This is a genomic window from Ruminococcus sporogenes (assembly GCF_054655175.1).
Genome location: NZ_BAAHOA010000003.1, coordinates 17399 through 36290 on the forward strand (window position 1 = coordinate 17399; position 18892 = coordinate 36290).

At 40.0% G+C, this 18892-nt stretch carries 15 protein-coding genes; 9 read left to right on the forward strand and 6 right to left on the reverse strand.

Annotated features, from left to right (window positions below; translation table 11 throughout):
• Positions 1-35 precede the first annotated feature (35 nt).
• The 3 genes from cysK to ACYQ0N_RS10275 form a co-directional block, all read right to left on the reverse strand.
• Entirely contained in the window at positions 36-965 is a 930-nt protein-coding gene (gene cysK / locus ACYQ0N_RS10265; protein WP_177532630.1) for a cysteine synthase A, read from the reverse strand.
• 14 nt (positions 966-979) lie between these two features.
• Complete coding sequence (locus tag ACYQ0N_RS10270) at positions 980-2272, reverse strand: O-acetylhomoserine aminocarboxypropyltransferase/cysteine synthase family protein (RefSeq protein WP_460162624.1); 1293 nt, start codon at positions 2270-2272, stop codon at positions 980-982.
• A 256-nt stretch (positions 2273-2528) separates the two neighbouring features.
• Complete coding sequence (locus ACYQ0N_RS10275; protein WP_460162625.1) at positions 2529-4736, reverse strand: heavy metal translocating P-type ATPase; 2208 nt, start codon at positions 4734-4736, stop codon at positions 2529-2531.
• Positions 4737-5001: 265 nt separating this feature from the next.
• Between ACYQ0N_RS10275 and ACYQ0N_RS10280 the strand changes: the two genes are divergently transcribed.
• The 7 genes from ACYQ0N_RS10280 (at position 5002) to ACYQ0N_RS10310 (ending at position 14756) form a co-directional block, all read left to right on the forward strand.
• Positions 5002-7314 (forward strand): glycoside hydrolase family 95 protein, encoded by a 2313-nt coding sequence (locus ACYQ0N_RS10280; protein ID WP_460162626.1) that lies wholly within the window; start codon positions 5002-5004, stop codon positions 7312-7314.
• Between the two features lie 10 nt (positions 7315-7324).
• Complete coding sequence (locus ACYQ0N_RS10285; protein WP_460162627.1) at positions 7325-8914, forward strand: glycosyl hydrolase; 1590 nt, start codon at positions 7325-7327, stop codon at positions 8912-8914.
• Positions 8898-9191 (forward strand): hypothetical protein, encoded by a 294-nt coding sequence (locus ACYQ0N_RS10290; protein ID WP_460162628.1) that lies wholly within the window; start codon positions 8898-8900, stop codon positions 9189-9191. Before ACYQ0N_RS10285 ends, ACYQ0N_RS10290 begins: the two co-directional genes overlap by 17 nt.
• A 230-nt stretch (positions 9192-9421) precedes the next feature.
• Positions 9422-10318 carry a LysR family transcriptional regulator gene (locus tag ACYQ0N_RS10295; protein WP_460162629.1) on the forward strand — a complete coding sequence of 299 codons (897 nt, stop codon included), beginning with the start codon at positions 9422-9424 and terminating at the stop codon, positions 10316-10318.
• A gap of 112 nt (positions 10319-10430) precedes the next feature.
• Positions 10431-12707 carry a 5-methyltetrahydropteroyltriglutamate--homocysteine S-methyltransferase gene (metE, locus tag ACYQ0N_RS10300; RefSeq protein WP_460162630.1) on the forward strand — a complete coding sequence of 759 codons (2277 nt, stop codon included), beginning with the start codon at positions 10431-10433 and terminating at the stop codon, positions 12705-12707.
• On the forward strand, positions 12694-13557 hold the full coding sequence (gene metF, locus ACYQ0N_RS10305) for a methylenetetrahydrofolate reductase [NAD(P)H] (RefSeq protein ID WP_460162631.1): 864 nt from the start codon (positions 12694-12696) through the stop codon (positions 13555-13557). Before metE ends, metF begins: the two co-directional genes overlap by 14 nt.
• Positions 13558-13847: 290 nt before the next feature.
• Entirely contained in the window at positions 13848-14756 is a 909-nt protein-coding gene (locus ACYQ0N_RS10310; RefSeq protein WP_460162632.1) for a helix-turn-helix transcriptional regulator, read from the forward strand.
• Positions 14757-14764: 8 nt separating this feature from the next.
• Here ACYQ0N_RS10310 and ACYQ0N_RS10315 read toward each other — a convergent pair whose 3' ends face one another.
• Together ACYQ0N_RS10315 and ACYQ0N_RS10320 are read right to left on the reverse strand one after the other, a co-directional pair.
• Positions 14765-15616, reverse strand: a complete 852-nt coding sequence (locus ACYQ0N_RS10315; RefSeq protein ID WP_460162633.1) for a tocopherol cyclase family protein — start codon at positions 15614-15616, stop codon at positions 14765-14767.
• A gap of 119 nt (positions 15617-15735) precedes the next feature.
• Positions 15736-16407 carry an NPXTG-anchored protein gene (locus tag ACYQ0N_RS10320; RefSeq protein WP_177532641.1) on the reverse strand — a complete coding sequence of 224 codons (672 nt, stop codon included), beginning with the start codon at positions 16405-16407 and terminating at the stop codon, positions 15736-15738.
• A gap of 354 nt (positions 16408-16761) precedes the next feature.
• On the opposite strand from ACYQ0N_RS10320, the gene ACYQ0N_RS10325 reads away from it, so the two are divergent.
• Entirely contained in the window at positions 16762-17214 is a 453-nt protein-coding gene (locus tag ACYQ0N_RS10325) for a GyrI-like domain-containing protein (RefSeq protein ID WP_177532642.1), read from the forward strand.
• Positions 17215-17230: 16 nt separating this feature from the next.
• The gene (locus tag ACYQ0N_RS10330) at positions 17231-17872 is read left to right on the forward strand and encodes a GyrI-like domain-containing protein (protein ID WP_460162634.1); all 642 of its coding nucleotides are present in this window, start codon (positions 17231-17233) and stop codon (positions 17870-17872) included.
• A gap of 299 nt (positions 17873-18171) precedes the next feature.
• Here the strand turns inward: ACYQ0N_RS10330 and ACYQ0N_RS10335 are convergent, their stop codons facing one another.
• Positions 18172-18840 (reverse strand): class I SAM-dependent methyltransferase, encoded by a 669-nt coding sequence (locus ACYQ0N_RS10335; protein WP_460162635.1) that lies wholly within the window; start codon positions 18838-18840, stop codon positions 18172-18174.
• Between the last annotated feature and the right edge of the window lie 52 nt (positions 18841-18892).

The following is an 18892-nucleotide window of genomic DNA, read 5'->3' on the forward strand; positions in this document are numbered from 1 at the left end:
GGGATACGCTATATGCGTATCCCTTTTATATTTTTTTATTCAAATAATGCAGTTGAGAGATATCTTTCGCCTGTATCCGGAATAATAACAACAATATTTTTACCCTTGTTCTCAGGACGCTTTGCTAATTTCGCTGCCGCCCAAACTGCCGCTCCTCCGGATATACCGATCAATATGCCCTCTGTCCTTGCTATCTTTCTTCCGGTTTCAAAGCATACTTCATTCGGAACAGTGATAATCTCGTCATAAATATCAGTATCAAGAGTATCAGGAACAAAACCGGCGCCGATACCCTGAATTTTATGAGGCCCCGCGTTGCCTCCGGACAAAACGGGGGAAGCTTCCGGTTCGACTGCAACTATTTTAATATCAGAATTCTTAGACTTTAGATACCTTCCGGTACCGGATATCGTTCCGCCAGTTCCTACTCCGCTTACAAATATATCGACATTTCCGTCAGTATCATTCCATATTTCAGGACCTGTAGAGTCATAATGAGCCTGAGGATTAGATTTATTTACAAACTGGCCCAGTATTACCGCACCCTCGATTTCATTTTTCAATTCCTCCGCTTTGGCAATTGCACCAGACATTCCCTTTGAACCGTCTGTAAGAACGATTTCAGCTCCATAACCCTTCAAAAGCTTTCTTCTCTCAACGCTCATTGTTTCCGGCATAGTCATTATAGCTCTGTATCTTTTTGAAGCCGCTGCGGCGGCAAGACCTATTCCGGTATTCCCGCTGGTAGGTTCTATTATTGCCGCTCCAGGTTTGAGAATGCCTGACTTCTCCGCGTCCTCTATCATCTTTTTGGCTACCCTGTCCTTAACGCTTCCCGCAGGATTAAAAAATTCCAGCTTTCCTAAAAGATTTGCCTCCAGTCCCTCAGCGGACATATAATTATTTAATTTCATAAGAGGAGTTCCGCCTATAAGCTCCATAACGCTACTATAAATCTTAGCCATAAAAAATCTCCCTTTCATATTTTATCAAACGCCTGTGAAAGATCGTTTATAATATCGTCTATATGTTCAATTCCGATAGACAATCTTATTGTATTGGGCTTTATATTCTGCTTTAATAATTCCTTTTCACTCAGTTGGGAATGAGTTGTTGACGCCGGATGAATTACAAGCGATTTTGCGTCAGCCACATTTGCAAGGAGTGAAAAAAGCTCAAGACTATCTATAAACCGTTTTGCTTCAGCTTCTCCGCCTTTTATTTCAAATGTAAATATCGAGCCTCCGCCGTTAGGAAAGTATTTTTTATAAAGCTCAGGATCACCGTTGTCAGATATTAACGGATGGTTTACCCGATTTACTTTCGGATGATCTTTTAAATAGTTTACCGCTTTAACCGCATTCAGAGTATGACGCTCTACTCTAAGCGACAAGGTTTCAAGACCTTGAAGAAGTAAAAATGCGTTGAAAGGCGATAAGGCCGCTCCAGTGTCCCTCAGCAGAACCGCACGAATTCTTGTCACAAATGCAGCAGCTCCGGCTGCCTCTGCAAAGCTAATGCCATGATACCCCGGATCCGGTTCTGTCAGCGTAGGAAACTTCCCTGAAGCGTTCCAATCAAAATTACCGCTGTCCACAATAACGCCGCCCAGAGACGTACCATGACCTCCGATAAATTTTGTTGCTGAATGAACAACTATATCCGCTCCATATTCAATAGGTCTTACTAAATAAGGCGTTGCAAATGTATTATCGACAATTAACGGAATATTATGCCTGTGAGCTATCCGAGCTACCTTTTCAATATCTATAATATTAGAATTCGGGTTTCCCAGAGTTTCAATAAAAACAGCCTTTGTATTTTCTTTTATTGCTTTTTCAATGCTGTCAGGTTCAGGATTCACAAATGAAGTTTCTATACCGAACTGAGGCAGAGTGTGAGCAAACAAATTATAGGTACCTCCGTAAATAGTTTCAGAGGCAACAATGTGTCCGCCGTTTGCGGCTATGTTTTCCGCCGCATAAGCTATCGCCGCCGCTCCGCTTGCTACCGCGAGAGCGGCCGTTCCGCCTTCCAAAGCAGCGATTCTCTTCTCAAAAACCTCCTGCGTAGGATTAGTAAGCCTTCCGTATATGTTCCCGCTATCTTTAAGATTAAACCTTTCTTCAGCATTCCGGCAATTCTTGAATACATAAGACGATGTCTGATATATAGGAACTGCTCTTGCTCCCGTATCTGAATCGGGATTTTCCTGACCTACATGAAGCTGTAACGTTTCAAATTTTAATTTTTTAGAATCTAATTTGCTCATAATAATATACCTCCTGATAAATAATATTAAATAAAAGCTTCAGCACATTCGTTTATACAGCCGTTTATCGTATCTCATTTTCATCAAGCCTCATCTTATCCTATTATTCCTATGTTTTTAGTATGTAATTAGTATATACTATTATTTTATATTTGTCAAGATAAATTTTGAAATTTATGAAAATAATTTCTGTTAAAGAAAAGAATGCTCCCTTATTCGGAGCATTCCTTCCTTTATTTATGAAATCATTAAATTATCATCTGAATTTTTTCAGTCTTAATGCGTTTGCCAATACAGACACTGAGCTAAGACTCATTGCCGCAGCAGCAATCATAGGATTAAGCAGAGGTCCGCCGAAAATATGAAGAACTCCCATTGCAACCGGTATACCCAGCACATTGTAACCGAATGCCCAGAAAAGATTCTGCTTTATATTTCTTATAGCGGCACGGCTTAATCTTACAGCGGTGTCTACGCCCTCGAGACTGCCGTTCATTAAAACTATATCCGCACTTTCAATCGCAACGTCTGTTCCTGTTCCAATCGCTATGCCGACATCTGCCTGAGCCAAAGCCGGAGCGTCGTTAATACCGTCTCCTATCATTGCGGTAGTCTTTCCCTCGTCCTGAAGCTTTTTAATTTGATAAGCCTTGTCCTCCGGCATTACTTCTGCAATAACCTTTTTTATAGACGCCTGACCGGCTATAGCCGCAGCGGTTTTTTCACTGTCACCAGTAAGCATTACGCATTCTATACCGCTTTTCTCAAGACTCTCGATAGCGTTATGGCTGTCGTGCTTTATTTTATCAGCTACGGCAATAATACCGGCAGCCTTTCCGCTGTATGCACACATTACGGGAGTTTTACCGGCTTCTGCAAATTCGGCGGCTATTTTTTCTATCCCTGACGTATCCACATTATTTTCGGACATCAGGCGTTTATTTCCTATAAGAACGGTATTGCCGCCGATCTCCGCCCTTATTCCCATTCCTGATATATATTCAAAGCTTTCCACTTCTGAAAACGGAATGTTCCGGTTTTCCGCTTCCCTTACTATACTTTCTCCTAAAGGATGCTCCGACCGTTTCTCAGCAGACGCGCACAAAGCCAGAATATTATTCTCATCGAAGCCTTCAGTTACTTTAATATCTGTAACAGAAGGAATCCCTTCTGTTACCGTTCCGGTTTTATCGAATACGGCAGTATTAATTTTATGAGCCGTTTCAAGAACTTCTCCACCTTTAATAAGGATTCCCATTTTTGCTCCCCGTCCGGTAGCAACCATAATAGCGGTAGGAGTAGCGAGTCCGAGTGCGCAGGGGCAAGCTATAACGAGAACGGAAACAAATATAGTCATACAGAAGGAGGCCGACTCGCCGGCAAGCTTCCATCCGATTGCCGCAATTATTGCCAAAGCGATAACAACAGGAACAAAATACGCTGAAATAACATCGGCAAGTCTGGCAATAGGAGCCTTTCTTCCCTGAGCTTCCTCCACAAGTCTTATAATTTGAGATAAAGCAGTATCTGCTCCTACCTTTTCAGCAATATATTCAATATAGCCGTTTTTATTTATAGAAGCCCCTATTACCTTATCGCCCGTATTTTTTTCCACAGGTATGCTTTCACCGGTCAGCATAGATTCGTCAACCGATGTAGCGCCCGATATAACGGTTCCGTCAACAGGAAAACGTTCTCCCGGCTTAACTATAACCGTATCTCCTATCCGGACAAGCTCTGATTTCACCTGAATTTCCTTTGCTCCGCGTCTGACCGTTGCAATTTTGGGAGAAAGCTCCATAAGCTCCCTTATAGCCTGTGAAGATTTTCCCTTTGAAACAGCCTCCAAATATTTGCCCAGCGTTATTAAGGTTAAAATTACAGCAGCCGATTCAAAATAAAGATGCATTGCATAATGCCCGTGTCCCTCAATTATTTTATAGATAGCATACAGACCATAACCAACGGCGGACAATGTTCCTACCGCTATAAGACTATCCATATTGGGACTAAGATGAATAAGATTTCTAATACCGGCAATATAAAACTTTATTCCGGCAATCATAACCGGTATAGTAAGTATAAGCTGAAGAAGCGCAAAATTAAGCGGACTGTCCATCGGGTCTATTATCGAAGGAAGCGGCAGACCTACCATGTGTCCCATACTTACTATAAGCAGCGGCGCCGAAAAGCATACCGATATAATAAATCTTTTAAACAACAGCTCATGTGCAGATTTTCGGGGCTTTTCATCGCTCGCGGACGCCACGTCATAACCCGCCTTACGAATAGCAGATAAAATATCATTCTCTGATAAATTTTTATCCTCGTATGTTACATAAAGCTTTTCGGCCGCAAAGTTTACATTCGCTTTCTCTATACCGTCAAGCTTATTCATCGCCCTTTCTATTCTTGCGGCGCATGCCGAACAGGTCATTCCAGAAATTTTATAGGTTTTTTCCATGTCTGATCCTCCTTTTATATTATTATTGTCTGTTTTCCCAAAAAATATTTACCGCACCAGTAAGCGTAAGCTTACTTATGCTATATTATTATATCATACCCGCTTTTTATTTTCAACTCCAAAATTATTGAGTTTATACATATAATTTATAGTTAAAAATAAACAAATCAATTTTTAAATAAGAGCATTTAATTGCAATGCGGATTGAAATATGATAGAATAGAAAAAATAATATAAGTAATCCGAAGTGTCAGGAGGCATTTTAATGAACGAATCAGTATTATGGTATTCTCAGCCGGCAGAAGATTTCAACAGCGCTTTGCCTGTAGGAAACGGCAGAATCGGCGCAATGGTATACGGACGTCCTGAAAATGAAATTATTCAGCTCAACGAGGATTCAGTATGGTCGGGAGGAAAAAGAAACAGAATCAATCCCGACGCTGCAGAAGGACTTCATGAAATAAGAAAGCTGATACTTGAGGAAAAAATAGAAGAAGCCGAAGAACTGGCCTTCAGAAAGCTGCAGGGCGTTACGCCAAACTGCCGTCATTATATGCCGCTCGGCAATCTTGATATAAAAATGAAGCTCGGCGGAGAAAAAGCTAAGAATTACAGAAGAGGCTTAGATCTTGAAACTGCCGTGGCCTTTACAGAGTTTTCCGTCGGGGAAGTAAAATATAAACGCGAGGTATTCGCTTCCGAGCCTGACAGCATAATCGCAGTCCACATCACGTCTGAAAACGGTCTTATAAATCTTTCCGCAGGTCTTGACGGACGCGACGATTATTACGATGATAACCGTCCGGTTAAAAAAAACGTCATACTTTATTCCGGAGGCTCCGGCGGACGCGGCGGCATCCTCTTTGCGTCGGCGCTTTCCGCCGTATCGGAGGACGGAAAAATATATACGGAAGGAAACAGACTTATAATTGAAAATTCCTCAAACGCTACTATTATACTAAGCGCAAGAACAAGCTACTATGTAGGAGAAGCCTTTGAGGAAGCCGCCGTTATGGACATCGACTACGCCTCTGAATGCAGCTTTGACGAACTTTACTACAGACACGAATGCGATTACCGAGAATTATATTCAAGAGTAAGATTAACGCTGTCCGATAACAGCGACGGCGGATCGGAGCTTCCGACAGACGAGCGTATATTGAGAATGCGCGGAAACGACTTTGACGATAAAGAATGCGACAGGCATATCCATGATAACGGTCTTATGGTTCTTTATTACAATTTTTCACGGTATCTTATGATATCCGGCAGCCGCCCCGGTTCCCTCCCCCTCAATCTACAAGGTATCTGGAATCAGGATATGTGGCCTGCATGGGGCGGAAGATACACCATAAATATAAATACAGAAATGAATTACTGGACCGCAGAAAGCTCAAATCTTTCAGAATGTCATCTTCCGCTGTTCGAGCTAATAGAAAAGATACGCGTTTCAGGCAGTGAAACTGCCGAGAAAATGTATGGCTGCAAGGGCTTTGTATGCCACCATAATACCGATTTATGGGGCGATTCCGCCCCGCAGGATCTATGGATGCCGGCTACAATTTGGCCTATGGGAGCCGCATGGCTTTGTCTGCATATTTTTGAGCATTACGAATACACACTTGACAAGGAATTTCTTGCTTCTCATTATGACGCTCTCAAAGAAGCCGCCCTTTTCTTTACAGATTATCTTACAGAAAATAAAAACGGTCAGCTCATTACATGCCCTTCAGTATCTCCTGAAAATACCTATCTTACAGAAAAAGGCATTAAGGGATCTCTTTGCGCCGGTCCGTCAATGGACAGCCAGATAATAACAGTTCTTTTCAATGATGTAATAAAGGCGGCAAAAATTCTTGATAAAGATTATTCATTTATAAAAAAGCTTCAGTCCATGCTTGAAAAGATTCCTAAGCCTGAAACCGGAAAATATGGTCAGATAAAAGAGTGGGCCGTTGATTATGACGAGGTGGAAATAGGACACCGGCATATCTCACAGCTTTTTGCACTACATCCGGCAGATCTTATTACACCGTATAAAACTCCGCGTCTTGCCGACGCCGCCAGAGCTACGCTCATAAGACGGCTCGTTCACGGCGGAGGTCATACCGGATGGAGCCGCGCTTGGATTACAAATATGTGGGCAAGACTGCTTGACAGTGACATGGTGTATGAAAATCTTCAAAAGCTACTTGCATACTCTACAAATCCAAACCTGTTCGATTCGCATCCCCCTTTCCAGATAGACGGTAATTTCGGCGGAGCTTCCGGCATTAACGAAGCGCTTCTACAAAGCCACAGCGGTGAAATAAATCTCCTGCCCGCACTGCCTTCCGAATGGAAAAACGGAGAGGTTAAAGGTTTAAAAGCAAAGGGCGGCTTTGAGGTTTCAATTAAATGGAGCGAGGGTAAGCTTCAGTCGGCGGAAATTAAATCCCTCTGCGGCATGCAGTGCCGTCTAAGAGCAAATACGGTGGTCAGTATTTCCTGCGACGGTAAAAATGTTAATTCTAAGCTTGCTGATAATATTATTTTATTTGATACCGAAAAAGACAGGATTTACACTATAAGGAGTTAAGAAAACAATCATGAAAAAATTCAAGACGGCGGCTATGCTTATGACTTTTGTACTGCTTACCGCCTGCGAACCTATATCGCAAAATCCATTAGGGACATCTGCTGCGGACGAATCCGAAAGTATTCTTTCCACTGAGGAAATAACAATGGAAACTGAAGAAACTGTTTCATTCACAGAATATGTCGCTGAAGTCCCGGAAATTAAAAATGCAGAGGCGAACATGATTATTGAAGCGGAGGAATGCAGTCTCGGCGGAAGTCTATACACCTCTGACAGCCGCAAAGGATTTTCAGGCGAAGGATATGTTACGGGATTTTACGGAGGATCGGCAGATCAACTGGAAATTTCTTTTGAAATTGAAACAAACCAGCATTATGATATAACAATCTGTGCGGCGGCAGACGCTGAAATCTCGAATCATATTGAAGTAAACGGAAAAAAATTTCAGGATTTTTCAATAAACGGAGATGGAAATTTTACAAGAATAACCTTTTACGGAATTTATATGAACGAGGGAGAAAATATAATAACCGTCAAATCAGGCAATGAAAACTTTGACCTCGATTATCTTGAAATAACAAACAACGAGACAATCTACGATACTGAATTCGAACTTCCTGAGACGCCTGCAAACCCTGATACTTCAAAGGAAGCGTCAGCTCTTCTAGATTATATGAAAAACCAATTCGGGAAAAAAATCATTACAGGACAGTATGCGTCAAACGACCAAAACAAGGAGCTTGAACTGATATATAAAACTACCGGAAAATACCCCGCAATACGTTTCGGCGATATCGGCGGCTATTCCAGCAGCAATACGCCGTCTGTAAGCGAAATAAACGCCGCTGCGGACTGGGCTGACAGAGGCGGAATTGTCGGCTTTATGTGGTATTGGAATTCACCGTCCGAAACAAAATCGTCTGTTTACAGCAAGGAAACAAATTTCAGTCTGAAAGCGGCGATGACCGATCAGGATATAGCTGAAATGGATATTTCCAAAATAAACGAGCTTTATTCCAAGGGCCTCATAACTGTCGAGTGCCTTAATATAATTAAGGATATAGACGCTGTTTCAAATTCTCTTGACACATTGGCGCAAAAGAATATACCTGTCCTATGGCGTCCTCTTCATGAAGCGGGCGGCGAATGGTTCTGGTGGGGCTCGGAAGGACCGGAAGCATACAAATGGCTTTATAACCTTATGTATGAAAGAATGACTGAATATCACAAGCTGAATAATCTTATATGGATATGGAACGGTCAGAGCGAGGATTATCTTGTAGACGACGACCGTTTTGACATTGCCGCAATAGATATCTACCTTGATCCAGGAACTGAATACAGCAGCCGCTCGGAGCAATATCTATGGCTGAAAAAGATAACTGAAAACGGAAAGCTTCTGGCAATAAGCGAATGCAGCTCTCTGCCAAGCATAGACGATATGGTCAGGGACAATTCCCTATGGTCGTTTTTCGGACTTTGGTTCGGCGATTATATCACCGGTCCCGCAGGAAATCTTTCAGAAATTTACACGCAAAAGGAAGAATTCATTAAAATGTATAATGCCGAAAACGCCGTTACGCTTGACATATTGCAATGACAAAATTGATGAAAGCGCCTTAAAGCCCGTAGCTACGGGCTTTTTTGATATCCATACGAAGAAAAAAATTGAAAACCATAGATTAAAAAAACGAAAAACACCGTCTGACAGGATTCGAACTCTGAAATCAGGAGATATCAATGAAAATAAGACGGATAAAGGCAAGTTAAGCGAAGGCGCATATATGTACAGCGGTTTATTTGAGATTTTGAGGAAAGTAATCGTTTTTATGACCTATGAAGAACTGAAAAACGCTCCGAACCCGAAAAGAAAATGATGAGCATAGATTCGGAAATTGCTCGTTTGACCGTTCAAATCGCCAAACGCAAAAATGCCGTTTGACCGGCATAGGCAGGGTACGTTTGACAAGCGGGGCTTATTAGGGTATTTTCGCATAGCTGTAACTATGTTTGCCTTGACTTCCGAAATGATTTTATATACAATATTAGTATGATTGTACATAAAAGACAAGATAATGATAATTGTCGTTCAGAAAGGAAGCTCCATATGACAATCCAGCAGTTAAAATATGCCGTAACAGCGGCAGAAAAAGGTACTATGAGCGAAGCGGCACAGTTCCTGTTTATAGCTCAGCCAAGCCTGACGAATGCTATAAGAGACTTGGAAAAGGAACTTCGCATCACCATTTTTCACCGTACAAACAAAGGAATCATAGCTACTAACGAGGGAGAAGAATTTCTCGGTTACGCCCGTCAGATATTGCAGCAGGTAGGACTGATTGAAGAAAAATACATTGACGGGAAATCACGTAAGCAGATTTTTTCCGTTTCGGCGCAGCATTATTCCTTTGCGGTCAACGCTTTTGTGGACGTTATAAAAACATTCGGCAGTCAAAGCTATGATTTCACGCTTCGTGAAACTCAGACATACGAAATTATACAGGACGTCTCTCGGCTAAAAAGCGAAGTGGGAATATTATACCTTTCACGGGAAAATGAAAATATCATAGGCAAAATAATAACAGAAAGCGGACTGATCTTCGAGGAGCTTTTTACCGCGTCGCCACACGTTTTTATCAGTTACCGCCACCCCCTTGCGGAAAAAGAATGTATTTCTCTGTATGATTTGAAGAATTATCCATATCTCTGCTTTGAACAAGGCGACTATAATTCATTTTATTTTTCTGAGGAAATATTAAGCTCCATATCACGCGAAATGACTATTAAGGTGCGTGACCGGGCAACCCTTTTTAACCTTGCGGTAGGACTTGACGGATATACTATAAGCACCGGAATAATCAGCCACGAGCTGAATGGAGAAAACATTATTGCACGTCCGCTTGACATTGACGAATGTATTAGAATCGGTACAGTTACAAGAAAAAATATGACTCTCAGCCGCCTTGGCACAGCTTATATGTACGCTCTAAAGAACCATATTTAAGCTTGATATAGCTAAAAACTATATCAAGCTTAAATAAATAAGTATTTTACAATTGCACCTTTCCGCAGTAAAATATAAATATACAAAAACTGCTTCGAAAGGACATTTAAATATGAAAACTTCAATCGTCGGCTATCCGAGAGTAGGCTCGCTGAGAGAACTGAAATTCGCAAGTGAAAAGTATTTCCGTAAGGAGATTACAGAAACAGAATTGCAGGAAACTGCAAAAACTCTCCGTTTTGAAAATCTTAAAGCTCAAAAAGAAAGCGGACTGGATTTTATTCCGTCAAACGACTTCTCTTTCTATGACGGAATACTCGATACCGCTTTTATGCTGAATGCAGTTCCCAAAAGATATACAAACCTCGGACTTTCAAAACTTGATACATATTTTGCGGCTGCACGAGGCTATCAGGGCGAAAATGGCGATGTTAAAGCGCTTGCAATGAAAAAGTGGTTCAATACAAATTATCATTACATGGTAACAGAAATAGATGACAATACAGAAATCCGTCTTGTAGACGATAAGCCGTTCACGCTTTATCAGGAAGCTCAAAACGCAGGCGTAAAAACCAAGCCTGTTATTATAGGCGCTTATACATTCCTGAAGCTTGCTCGTTATACAGGAAAAAAGACCGCCGCGGACTTCGTTTCGGATACTGTAAAGGCTTATACTGAAATTCTGAAAAAATTCAATAAAATCGGCGCGGAATGGATTCAGGTTGACGAGCCTTGTCTAGTTATGGATATGACTGCTGATGATACTGATATTTTTGAACAGCTTTATACGGAAATTCTCAAATCAAAGGGCAGCGTAAAAATTCTTTTGCAAACCTATTTCGGAGATGTCCGTGACTGCTATCAGAATATCTGCAAGCTTGATTTTGACGGCGTCGGTCTTGATTTTATCGAGGGCAAGCAGTCCGAAAAACTGATTGAAGCGAACGGTTTTCCGAAAGATAAAATTCTCTTTGCAGGGCTTGTAAACGGTAAAAACATCTGGAAAAACAATTACCGCGCAACACTGCCCGCACTGTCGAAACTGCAAAAATACTGCAATGAAGTCGTACTTAATATATCGTGCTCGCTTCTGCACATTCCGTACACAACGAGGAATGAAAGAAAGCTTAGTCAGGATATTCTTTCGCACTTTGCATTTGCAGAGGAAAAGCTTACAGAGCTTGCTGAGCTGAAAGAAATTCTCTCTTCTGAAAATCCAATTGAAAATGAAAAATATATCCGTAACATACAACTGTTTTCTGCGCCAAGAAGGGACGGTGCGAATCCGGCTGTTCAGAAAGAAACCGCTCAGCTTACAGACGCTGATTTCATAAGACTTCCAGAATTTGCAGAACGTGAAAAAATACAGAAAGCAAGATTTAATTTCCCGATCCTTCCGACTACAACTATTGGTTCGTTTCCGCAGACGGCAGAAGTCAGAGTCAACAGAGCCGCTTTCAGAAAAGGTGAAATTTCTGAAGAACAGTACGAAAAGTTCAACAAGGAAAAAATTGCTGAATGCGTCGCATTACAGGAGAAAATCGGTCTTGACGTTCTCGTTCACGGCGAGTTTGAAAGAAACGATATGGTTGAATATTTCGGCGAATGCCTTGACGGATATGTATTCACAGAAAAAGCTTGGGTGCAGTCCTACGGCACTCGCTGTGTGAAACCGCCGATTGTATGGGGCGACGTTTCCAGAGCAAAGCCAATGACTGTTAAATGGTCGGTATATGCGCAGAGCCTTACTGAAAAGCCGATGAAAGGAATGCTTACAGGTCCTGTTACAATTCTGAACTGGTCGTTCCCGAGAGAGGATATTTCTCTTAAAGAAAGCGCATATCAGATCGCTCTCGCAATTCGTAAAGAAGTCCTTGACCTCGAAGCAAACGGCATAAGCATTATTCAGGTTGACGAGGCGGCGCTGCGTGAAAAGCTTCCGCTGAGAAAATCCGACTGGAAAAACGATTATCTTGATTGGGCTATCCCTGCATTTCGTCTGGTGCACAGCGGCGTAAAACCTGAAACGCAAATTCACACGCATATGTGCTACAGCGAATTTGCCGATATTATCCACGATATTGATAATATGGACGCTGACGTTATTACATTCGAGGCAAGCCGCAGCGACCTTACAATTCTTGACGTTCTGAAAGAAAACAATTTCCGTACGGAAGTAGGTCCTGGGGTTTATGATATTCATTCTCCACGTGTTCCGGCCAAAGATGAAATAAAGACCGCAATCGTCAAAATGCTTGATAAAATTCCGGCTGAAAAGCTATGGGTAAATCCTGACTGCGGACTGAAAACGAGGGGAAACAAGGAAACCGTTGCAAGTCTTGAAAATCTTGTAAACGCCGCATTGGAGGTACGCAATGAAAACCTCTGAATTGTTCGGAAAAGGTACTGTTCTTTCATTTGAGATTTTTCCGCCGAAACCAACGGCTGATGAAAAAGTCATCTATGAAACGCTTGACGGTCTGAGCGGTCTGAATCCTGATTTTATCAGCGTTACTTATGGCGCGGGAGGCGGGAATAACTGCCGCAAAACAGTGCGGATTGCTTCTGACATAAAGCATAAATACGGTATTGAAAGCATAGCGCACCTGCCCTGTATTAATCTTTCGGAAAACGACGCGGTTTGTATTCTAAATCAGCTTAAAGAAAATGAAATTGAAAATATTCTTGCACTCAGAGGCGATATTTCTCCCGATATAAAGCCGAACGGCAGATTTCACCATGCCGACGAGCTTATTCGATTTATTTATGAGCGTTACGATTTCAATATTATTGCGGCCTGTTATCCGGAGGGACATCCGGAAAGTAAAAATATTGTCGCGGATATAGAAAATCTAAAAAGAAAAGCTGACGCAGGTGCCTCGCAGCTTGTTACGCAGTTATTTCTTGACAATGATTATTTTTACAGCTTTCAGGAACGCGTTGCTCTGGCAGGAATTAATTTGCCGATAGAAGCCGGAATTATGCCTGTAACAAATAAGAAACAAATTGAACGTATGGTAAAGCTGTGCGGTGTACATCTTCCGAAAAAATTCATGCGTGTAATGGATAAGTATGAAAACAATCCCGAAGCGCTGAGAGACGCAGGAATTGCCTATGCTATAGACCAGATCGTCGATCTGACTGCTCATGGTGCGGACGGAATACATCTTTATACAATGAATAACCCTTATGTTGCAAGGAAGATTTATGAGGCGGTTCATAGTATGCTTAAGGTATGAAACTCATTCAAACAAATTTCTATATTATATTGACAAATTGTTTAAGACGTTGTATAATATGTAGTACAGTATAGTATGTATTAAGAATTGAACTAATGGCTACTTACAGATAAAATAAATTTATATATTTGTATAGTCATGGTAAATTTTCAGATAAATACAGCATTGATATAATTTATCTGTTTTGTCAGTGCTTGACGGCATAAATATGCCCTTTGAAGCGATTCAAAGGGTGTTATTTTTATATATTATAAGGTCGATACAATATTCTAAAATCTAAGGAGTTTATAATGAAGCTCAACCGACTGATCGGTATACTCTCCATACTTATTCAAAAAGATAAAGCCACAGCCGCTGAGCTTGCTGAAAAATTTGAGGTGTCCCGCCGTACTATATATCGTGATATCGAGGATATAAGTAAATCGGGAATTCCAATTGCCGCTGAAAAAGGCAAGGGCGGAGGCATTTACATTATGGACGGTTTTAAAATCGACCGAACGCTGCTTTCATCATCTGATATGAAGGCAATTCTTGCTGGGCTTCAAAGCTTGGACAGCGTAAGCGGAACAAAACGTTACCGTCAGCTTATGGATAAGCTTTCAATAAATAACTCCGAAACGCTAAATGCAGGAAATCACATTATAATAGATCTTTCAAGCTGGGATAAAGCTATTATTTCCGATAAAATCGAGCTTATAAAAACTGCCGTTGAAAATCAGGAAAAAATTTCATTTTCATATTTTGCTCCGAACGGAGACAGTATGCGCGTCATCGAACCGTATCATCTTATTTTTCAATGGTCAAGCTGGTATGTTTGGGGTTACTGCACTTCAAAACAGGATTACAGACTGTTCAAGCTTACAAGAATAACTGATTTAAAGCTGACGGGAGAAAAAAGCCAAAAACGTGAAGCGCCTCGGTATACCTGTGACAAACTGCGCCATATTTACGGTGGTATTGAAGCCGTTGTAAAATTTGACAAAACCGTTAAATGGCGTATTATAGACGAATTCGGAGCAGAATTTCCGCAGTTTGACAACGACGGAAATATTCTGATGAAATTTACGTGGAGCGACATTAAGGCTTTTTATCAATATATTCTAACATTTGGAAATAAAGCGGAAATTATTTCACCAGATGAATACAGAAAAGAATTCGCAGAGTTACTTAATGATATAATGTTAAAATATAAAAAATGATTTTATTATCATTTTTTAAACTCAAATTCAAAGCTTGCTCTATCGCTTATAAATTCGCATAAGGTCTTTCCTTTATATGAGAAACGATAATATGCCTTACATGACGCGCTTTCATGAATCGTCCTGCTCATTTTGCCCATTTTCGGAGCATTAAGCGGATATGAATTATTTTTTATTAGCTTTGCAGTAAGCCGATATTTTCCTTGAATTATAGAAACAATATTATTCCCTATATATTTAACAGACGCGCCAAGATAAGTTGCTAAACGGTATTCCTTTCCGTTAATAACAACGACGCCTATTATCCCATTGAAATGAAAGCCCATAGGTATATCCGCTACTGATAGCATAAGCGAACCGTCTTTAAAAAAGCACTGCGTCCATATATATTGTTCCGGAAAGGAACGGCCCCTGTCCCCTTCAATATAACCTAAGCCGTTTCTAAAAGCATACTTATGTCGATTTATTGTAATCTGTCCGTTTACTAAGTGTTTCATACTGTTAATACTATGCCTGCACTGCATAAACGGAACGTACTTAAACGGTCCCATAATATCATAATTTAAATTCCATGGATTACTGAATCTTAACGCCCCACATATATTTAATTTGTTATCAGATATATTCAGTCTCAAGCCGTTATCAGAAAACATACATTTTCCCAGCATTATCGCATTACCAGCTTCTTTATAATCTGAAAATTCATACGGTATATTAAAAACCGCATGGTCTGTAATAATCTGCAGCGACGCGGTTTTTTCACAATTATTAACATGAAATGCGGGAATAAATGCAATAGTTGAATCCTCGCTGCCGCACTTATAATATCGTCCCTTAAAATAATGCTTGATACAAATCACTCCTTAATTTGCCGAATACATTTATTATTCCATTCTCTTGGAATGATATACCGTATCTTCTGAACATTATTTAATTATTCCATAATAAAGGCAGATATTTAAAAATATCTGCCTTTTGATTATTTTCTTTTTCTTGTGATAAATGCGACTGCGCCTGATAGCGACAGCATTGCAGCGGCAAGTCCGACGCCCTTTACTCCTGTCTTAGGAGAGCCTGTTTTTTTAACCGTAGTCTGTTCAACGGCGGAAGCTTCTGCTTTTTCCGGAATCTCGACTATAAAGGCCGGAGCCAATGTTACCTTTTCAAAATCCGCAACTATAAAATAATAACCGTCAGTCAGCGACATAAGCAATTCTTCCTTAACTGTAATCGTTAAGGTATCATTACCGTTCATTGTTAAAACATAATACGAGCTGTCTATCTCATTTAAATCATAGTCATACAAGGCATAGAATGAACCAAACTCAAGTCCAAGCTCTGAAACATCCATAGTCAATGTTAAATCGCCGCTGCCGCTCCATTCTACCACCTCATAATAATCCTCTACAAAAACCCAGTCCTCATAAGGATCAATTGTTTCCTGTTCTGTCGGAGCTTCGGTTGTTGCTTCAGTTGAAGGCTCAGTCGCAGCTTCGGTTGTCGCTTCAGTTTCAGCCTCAGTAGAAGCCTCTGTTGTGCCTGCTCCGGCTTCAGTTGTTTCCTCCGCATTTGCTGTAAAGGTAACAGCAGAAAGCGAAGATACTGCAAGAATTGACGAAACTGCAATTGATAAAAGTCTTTTTCTTTTCATGTTTTAGCTTTCCTTTCAATTTTAATAGCGCGTTTTGAATTGACAATATTCATAATAGAATTATATTAATTAATAAAAATCTTAATACCGGTTTAATTCGACTATTATTATATCGTACAATTCAAATCATAAAATATTTTTTATTTTATTTTACATTTTAATATTATACATAATTCTTACATAATTGTCAATATTTCGACAGAAAATTAACAGTTTATTCATATTTAGTAGAAAATGCTAAACGCCGCATATAAATCTCAAAAAAAACATTTAAAATGTTTTTTAAATGCGACATACTGTTGTCATATTTAATATGCTATAGTTGTCTTATTAATATGAAAGAAGGTAAACATTATGCAATATGAAATTGTAAACATGAAAGAAAAAACGGTTGCCGGCTTCGCCGCAAGAACAAACAATTCATCTGCCGATATGAGAAAAACCATTTGCGGACTGTGGAAAAGATTCTATTCGTCGGAAGGCGCTGCGCTTAATGCACATAAAACAAACAATAAAACTCTCGGAATATATACGGACTATTCTTCAGACGAAAATGGCGACTACACTGCAATGGCTGCCTGCGAAGTAGACGGTATTAATATACCGGAAGGCTTTGAAACAAGAAAAATCCCTTCCGGAAAATATGCCAAATTCATAGTCAAAGGAAATATGACAAGGGCAGTTCAGGAATTCTGGATAAGCCTATGGAATATGCGGCTTCCCCGTTCGTTTCTCTTTGATTTTGAGGAATACCAGAACAGCGACTGTGAAAATGCGGAAATACATATCTATATTAGCCTGAAATAAAAATAGGAGAGATACAATGCAAAAATTAGACTATAAAAAAGAATATAAGGACTTATATCAGCCTCCGTCAAAACCGACAATTATTAACATACCTGAAATGCTTTTTATTGCAGTGGAAGGCGAAGGCGATCCGAACACCTGTCAGGAATACAGTGAAGCGCTTGAAATACTCTATGGTTTGTCGTACACTATAAAAATGTCCGGAAAGAACGATATTCAGACTGACGGTTACTTTGAATATGTAATTCCTCCTCTTGAGGGATTATGGTATGCAGACGATATTTATTTTGACGGACTAAATATTACAGATAAAAATAAATTCAAATGGATCGCAATGATAAGACAACCGGAATTTGTAACGGAAAACGTTTTTGAAACCGCCGGATCAATTCTTATTAAGAAAAAGCCCCGGCTTGATCTTAGCAGAACAAAGCTAAAAAAAATAAACGAAGGTTTATGCGTCCAAATTATGCATCACGGATCTTATGACAACGAACCTGACAGTATCGAAAAAATGAAAAGTTATATTGCCCTTAACGGATATAAAGAAGATTTATCAGATAAGCGTTTGCATCATGAAATTTATCTGTCCGATCCAAGAAAATGCGCTCCTGAAAGAATCAGAACAGTTATACGCCATCCGATAAAGTCAATATAATAATAAAGTAAATTATTGGCATAAATAACTTAATCATATTATATCACCGAATAATGTTTATTATAAAACAGATAATAAATCAGAGGTGATAAAAATGTCGTATAAAAACCTTCAGGAATTAATTACCGGAAGTTCAAGCTCAAGGCAATATTTTCTTTCGCTGCCTGCTCAAATTCAAATGGAGCTGCACAACCAGAACCAGCATATTCATAATTTATTTGAGCTTCACAGAAATGCGGATTACATTATAAATCATTTAAATAATAAACAAAGCCCGACATAACCGGGCTTTACATATTCTATTTGATTCCCAATAATCCTGCCTGCATATAAGAAACCCAAAATATTTCCGCATAGGCAAATCCGCATTTTTTCATTACGTTTGTATGCTCAGATAATGTAATCGGAAAATATTCTCTTTTATATCTTCCGATATGCTGTTCGCATTCCCGCCGGCTTCTTCCGTGGTTAAGCTGGTATGACCTCCATCTGTCAAGAAAAAGCTTTTCTCCTATATTGCTATACGGGGCAAAATTTTCAAAGCTTATAAATATTCCGCCGTTTTTCAAAGCATTAAAGCACTTTTTTACGGCGGTAATTCGATCCTCCCATTCAAAATAATGATTGACCTGTATAGCCGTTACAACATCAAATTCATTTGCGTAATTAAGTTCACGAATATCAGCTATAATAAATTCCGATTCAGGAAAATCGAACCGTTTTTTTACCGTTTCTATCATTTCAGAAGAGCTATCGCAAAATGCAAATTTCTCAATATCCGCGGCTTTAAAAGCAATACTTCCCATTTTTCCGGTGCCGCACCCTACATCAAGCCATGATACCGCGCTTTGAACGTATTTATTCACAATATCCGCTGTCTGAGCATAAATATCCTCATAATTTGGAATTACTCGTTTTATGTTATCGTCATACTCGTCCGCTTTAAAAGCCGATTTATTATCATTCAAATTAATTTCACCTTTTAACATATTTAAATTACTAAAACAATACGGTACCGTG

What these genes read in the sequence shown, in the direction of transcription:
- cysK (WP_177532630.1), bottom strand. Translation starts at nt 965, where the DNA reads ATGGCTAAGATTTATAGTAGCGTTATGGAGCTTATAGGCGGAACTCCT.
- ACYQ0N_RS10270 (WP_460162624.1), bottom strand. Translation starts at nt 2,272, where the DNA reads ATGAGCAAATTAGATTCTAAAAAATTAAAATTTGAAACGTTACAGCTT.
- ACYQ0N_RS10275 (WP_460162625.1), bottom strand. Translation starts at nt 4,736, where the DNA reads ATGGAAAAAACCTATAAAATTTCTGGAATGACCTGTTCGGCATGCGCC.
- ACYQ0N_RS10280 (WP_460162626.1), top strand. Translation starts at nt 5,002, where the DNA reads ATGAACGAATCAGTATTATGGTATTCTCAGCCGGCAGAAGATTTCAAC.
- ACYQ0N_RS10285 (WP_460162627.1), top strand. Translation starts at nt 7,325, where the DNA reads ATGAAAAAATTCAAGACGGCGGCTATGCTTATGACTTTTGTACTGCTT.
- ACYQ0N_RS10295 (WP_460162629.1), top strand. Translation starts at nt 9,422, where the DNA reads ATGACAATCCAGCAGTTAAAATATGCCGTAACAGCGGCAGAAAAAGGT.
- metE (WP_460162630.1), top strand. Translation starts at nt 10,431, where the DNA reads ATGAAAACTTCAATCGTCGGCTATCCGAGAGTAGGCTCGCTGAGAGAA.
- metF (WP_460162631.1), top strand. Translation starts at nt 12,694, where the DNA reads ATGAAAACCTCTGAATTGTTCGGAAAAGGTACTGTTCTTTCATTTGAG.
- ACYQ0N_RS10310 (WP_460162632.1), top strand. Translation starts at nt 13,848, where the DNA reads ATGAAGCTCAACCGACTGATCGGTATACTCTCCATACTTATTCAAAAA.
- ACYQ0N_RS10320 (WP_177532641.1), bottom strand. Translation starts at nt 16,407, where the DNA reads ATGAAAAGAAAAAGACTTTTATCAATTGCAGTTTCGTCAATTCTTGCA.
- ACYQ0N_RS10325 (WP_177532642.1), top strand. Translation starts at nt 16,762, where the DNA reads ATGCAATATGAAATTGTAAACATGAAAGAAAAAACGGTTGCCGGCTTC.
- ACYQ0N_RS10330 (WP_460162634.1), top strand. Translation starts at nt 17,231, where the DNA reads ATGCAAAAATTAGACTATAAAAAAGAATATAAGGACTTATATCAGCCT.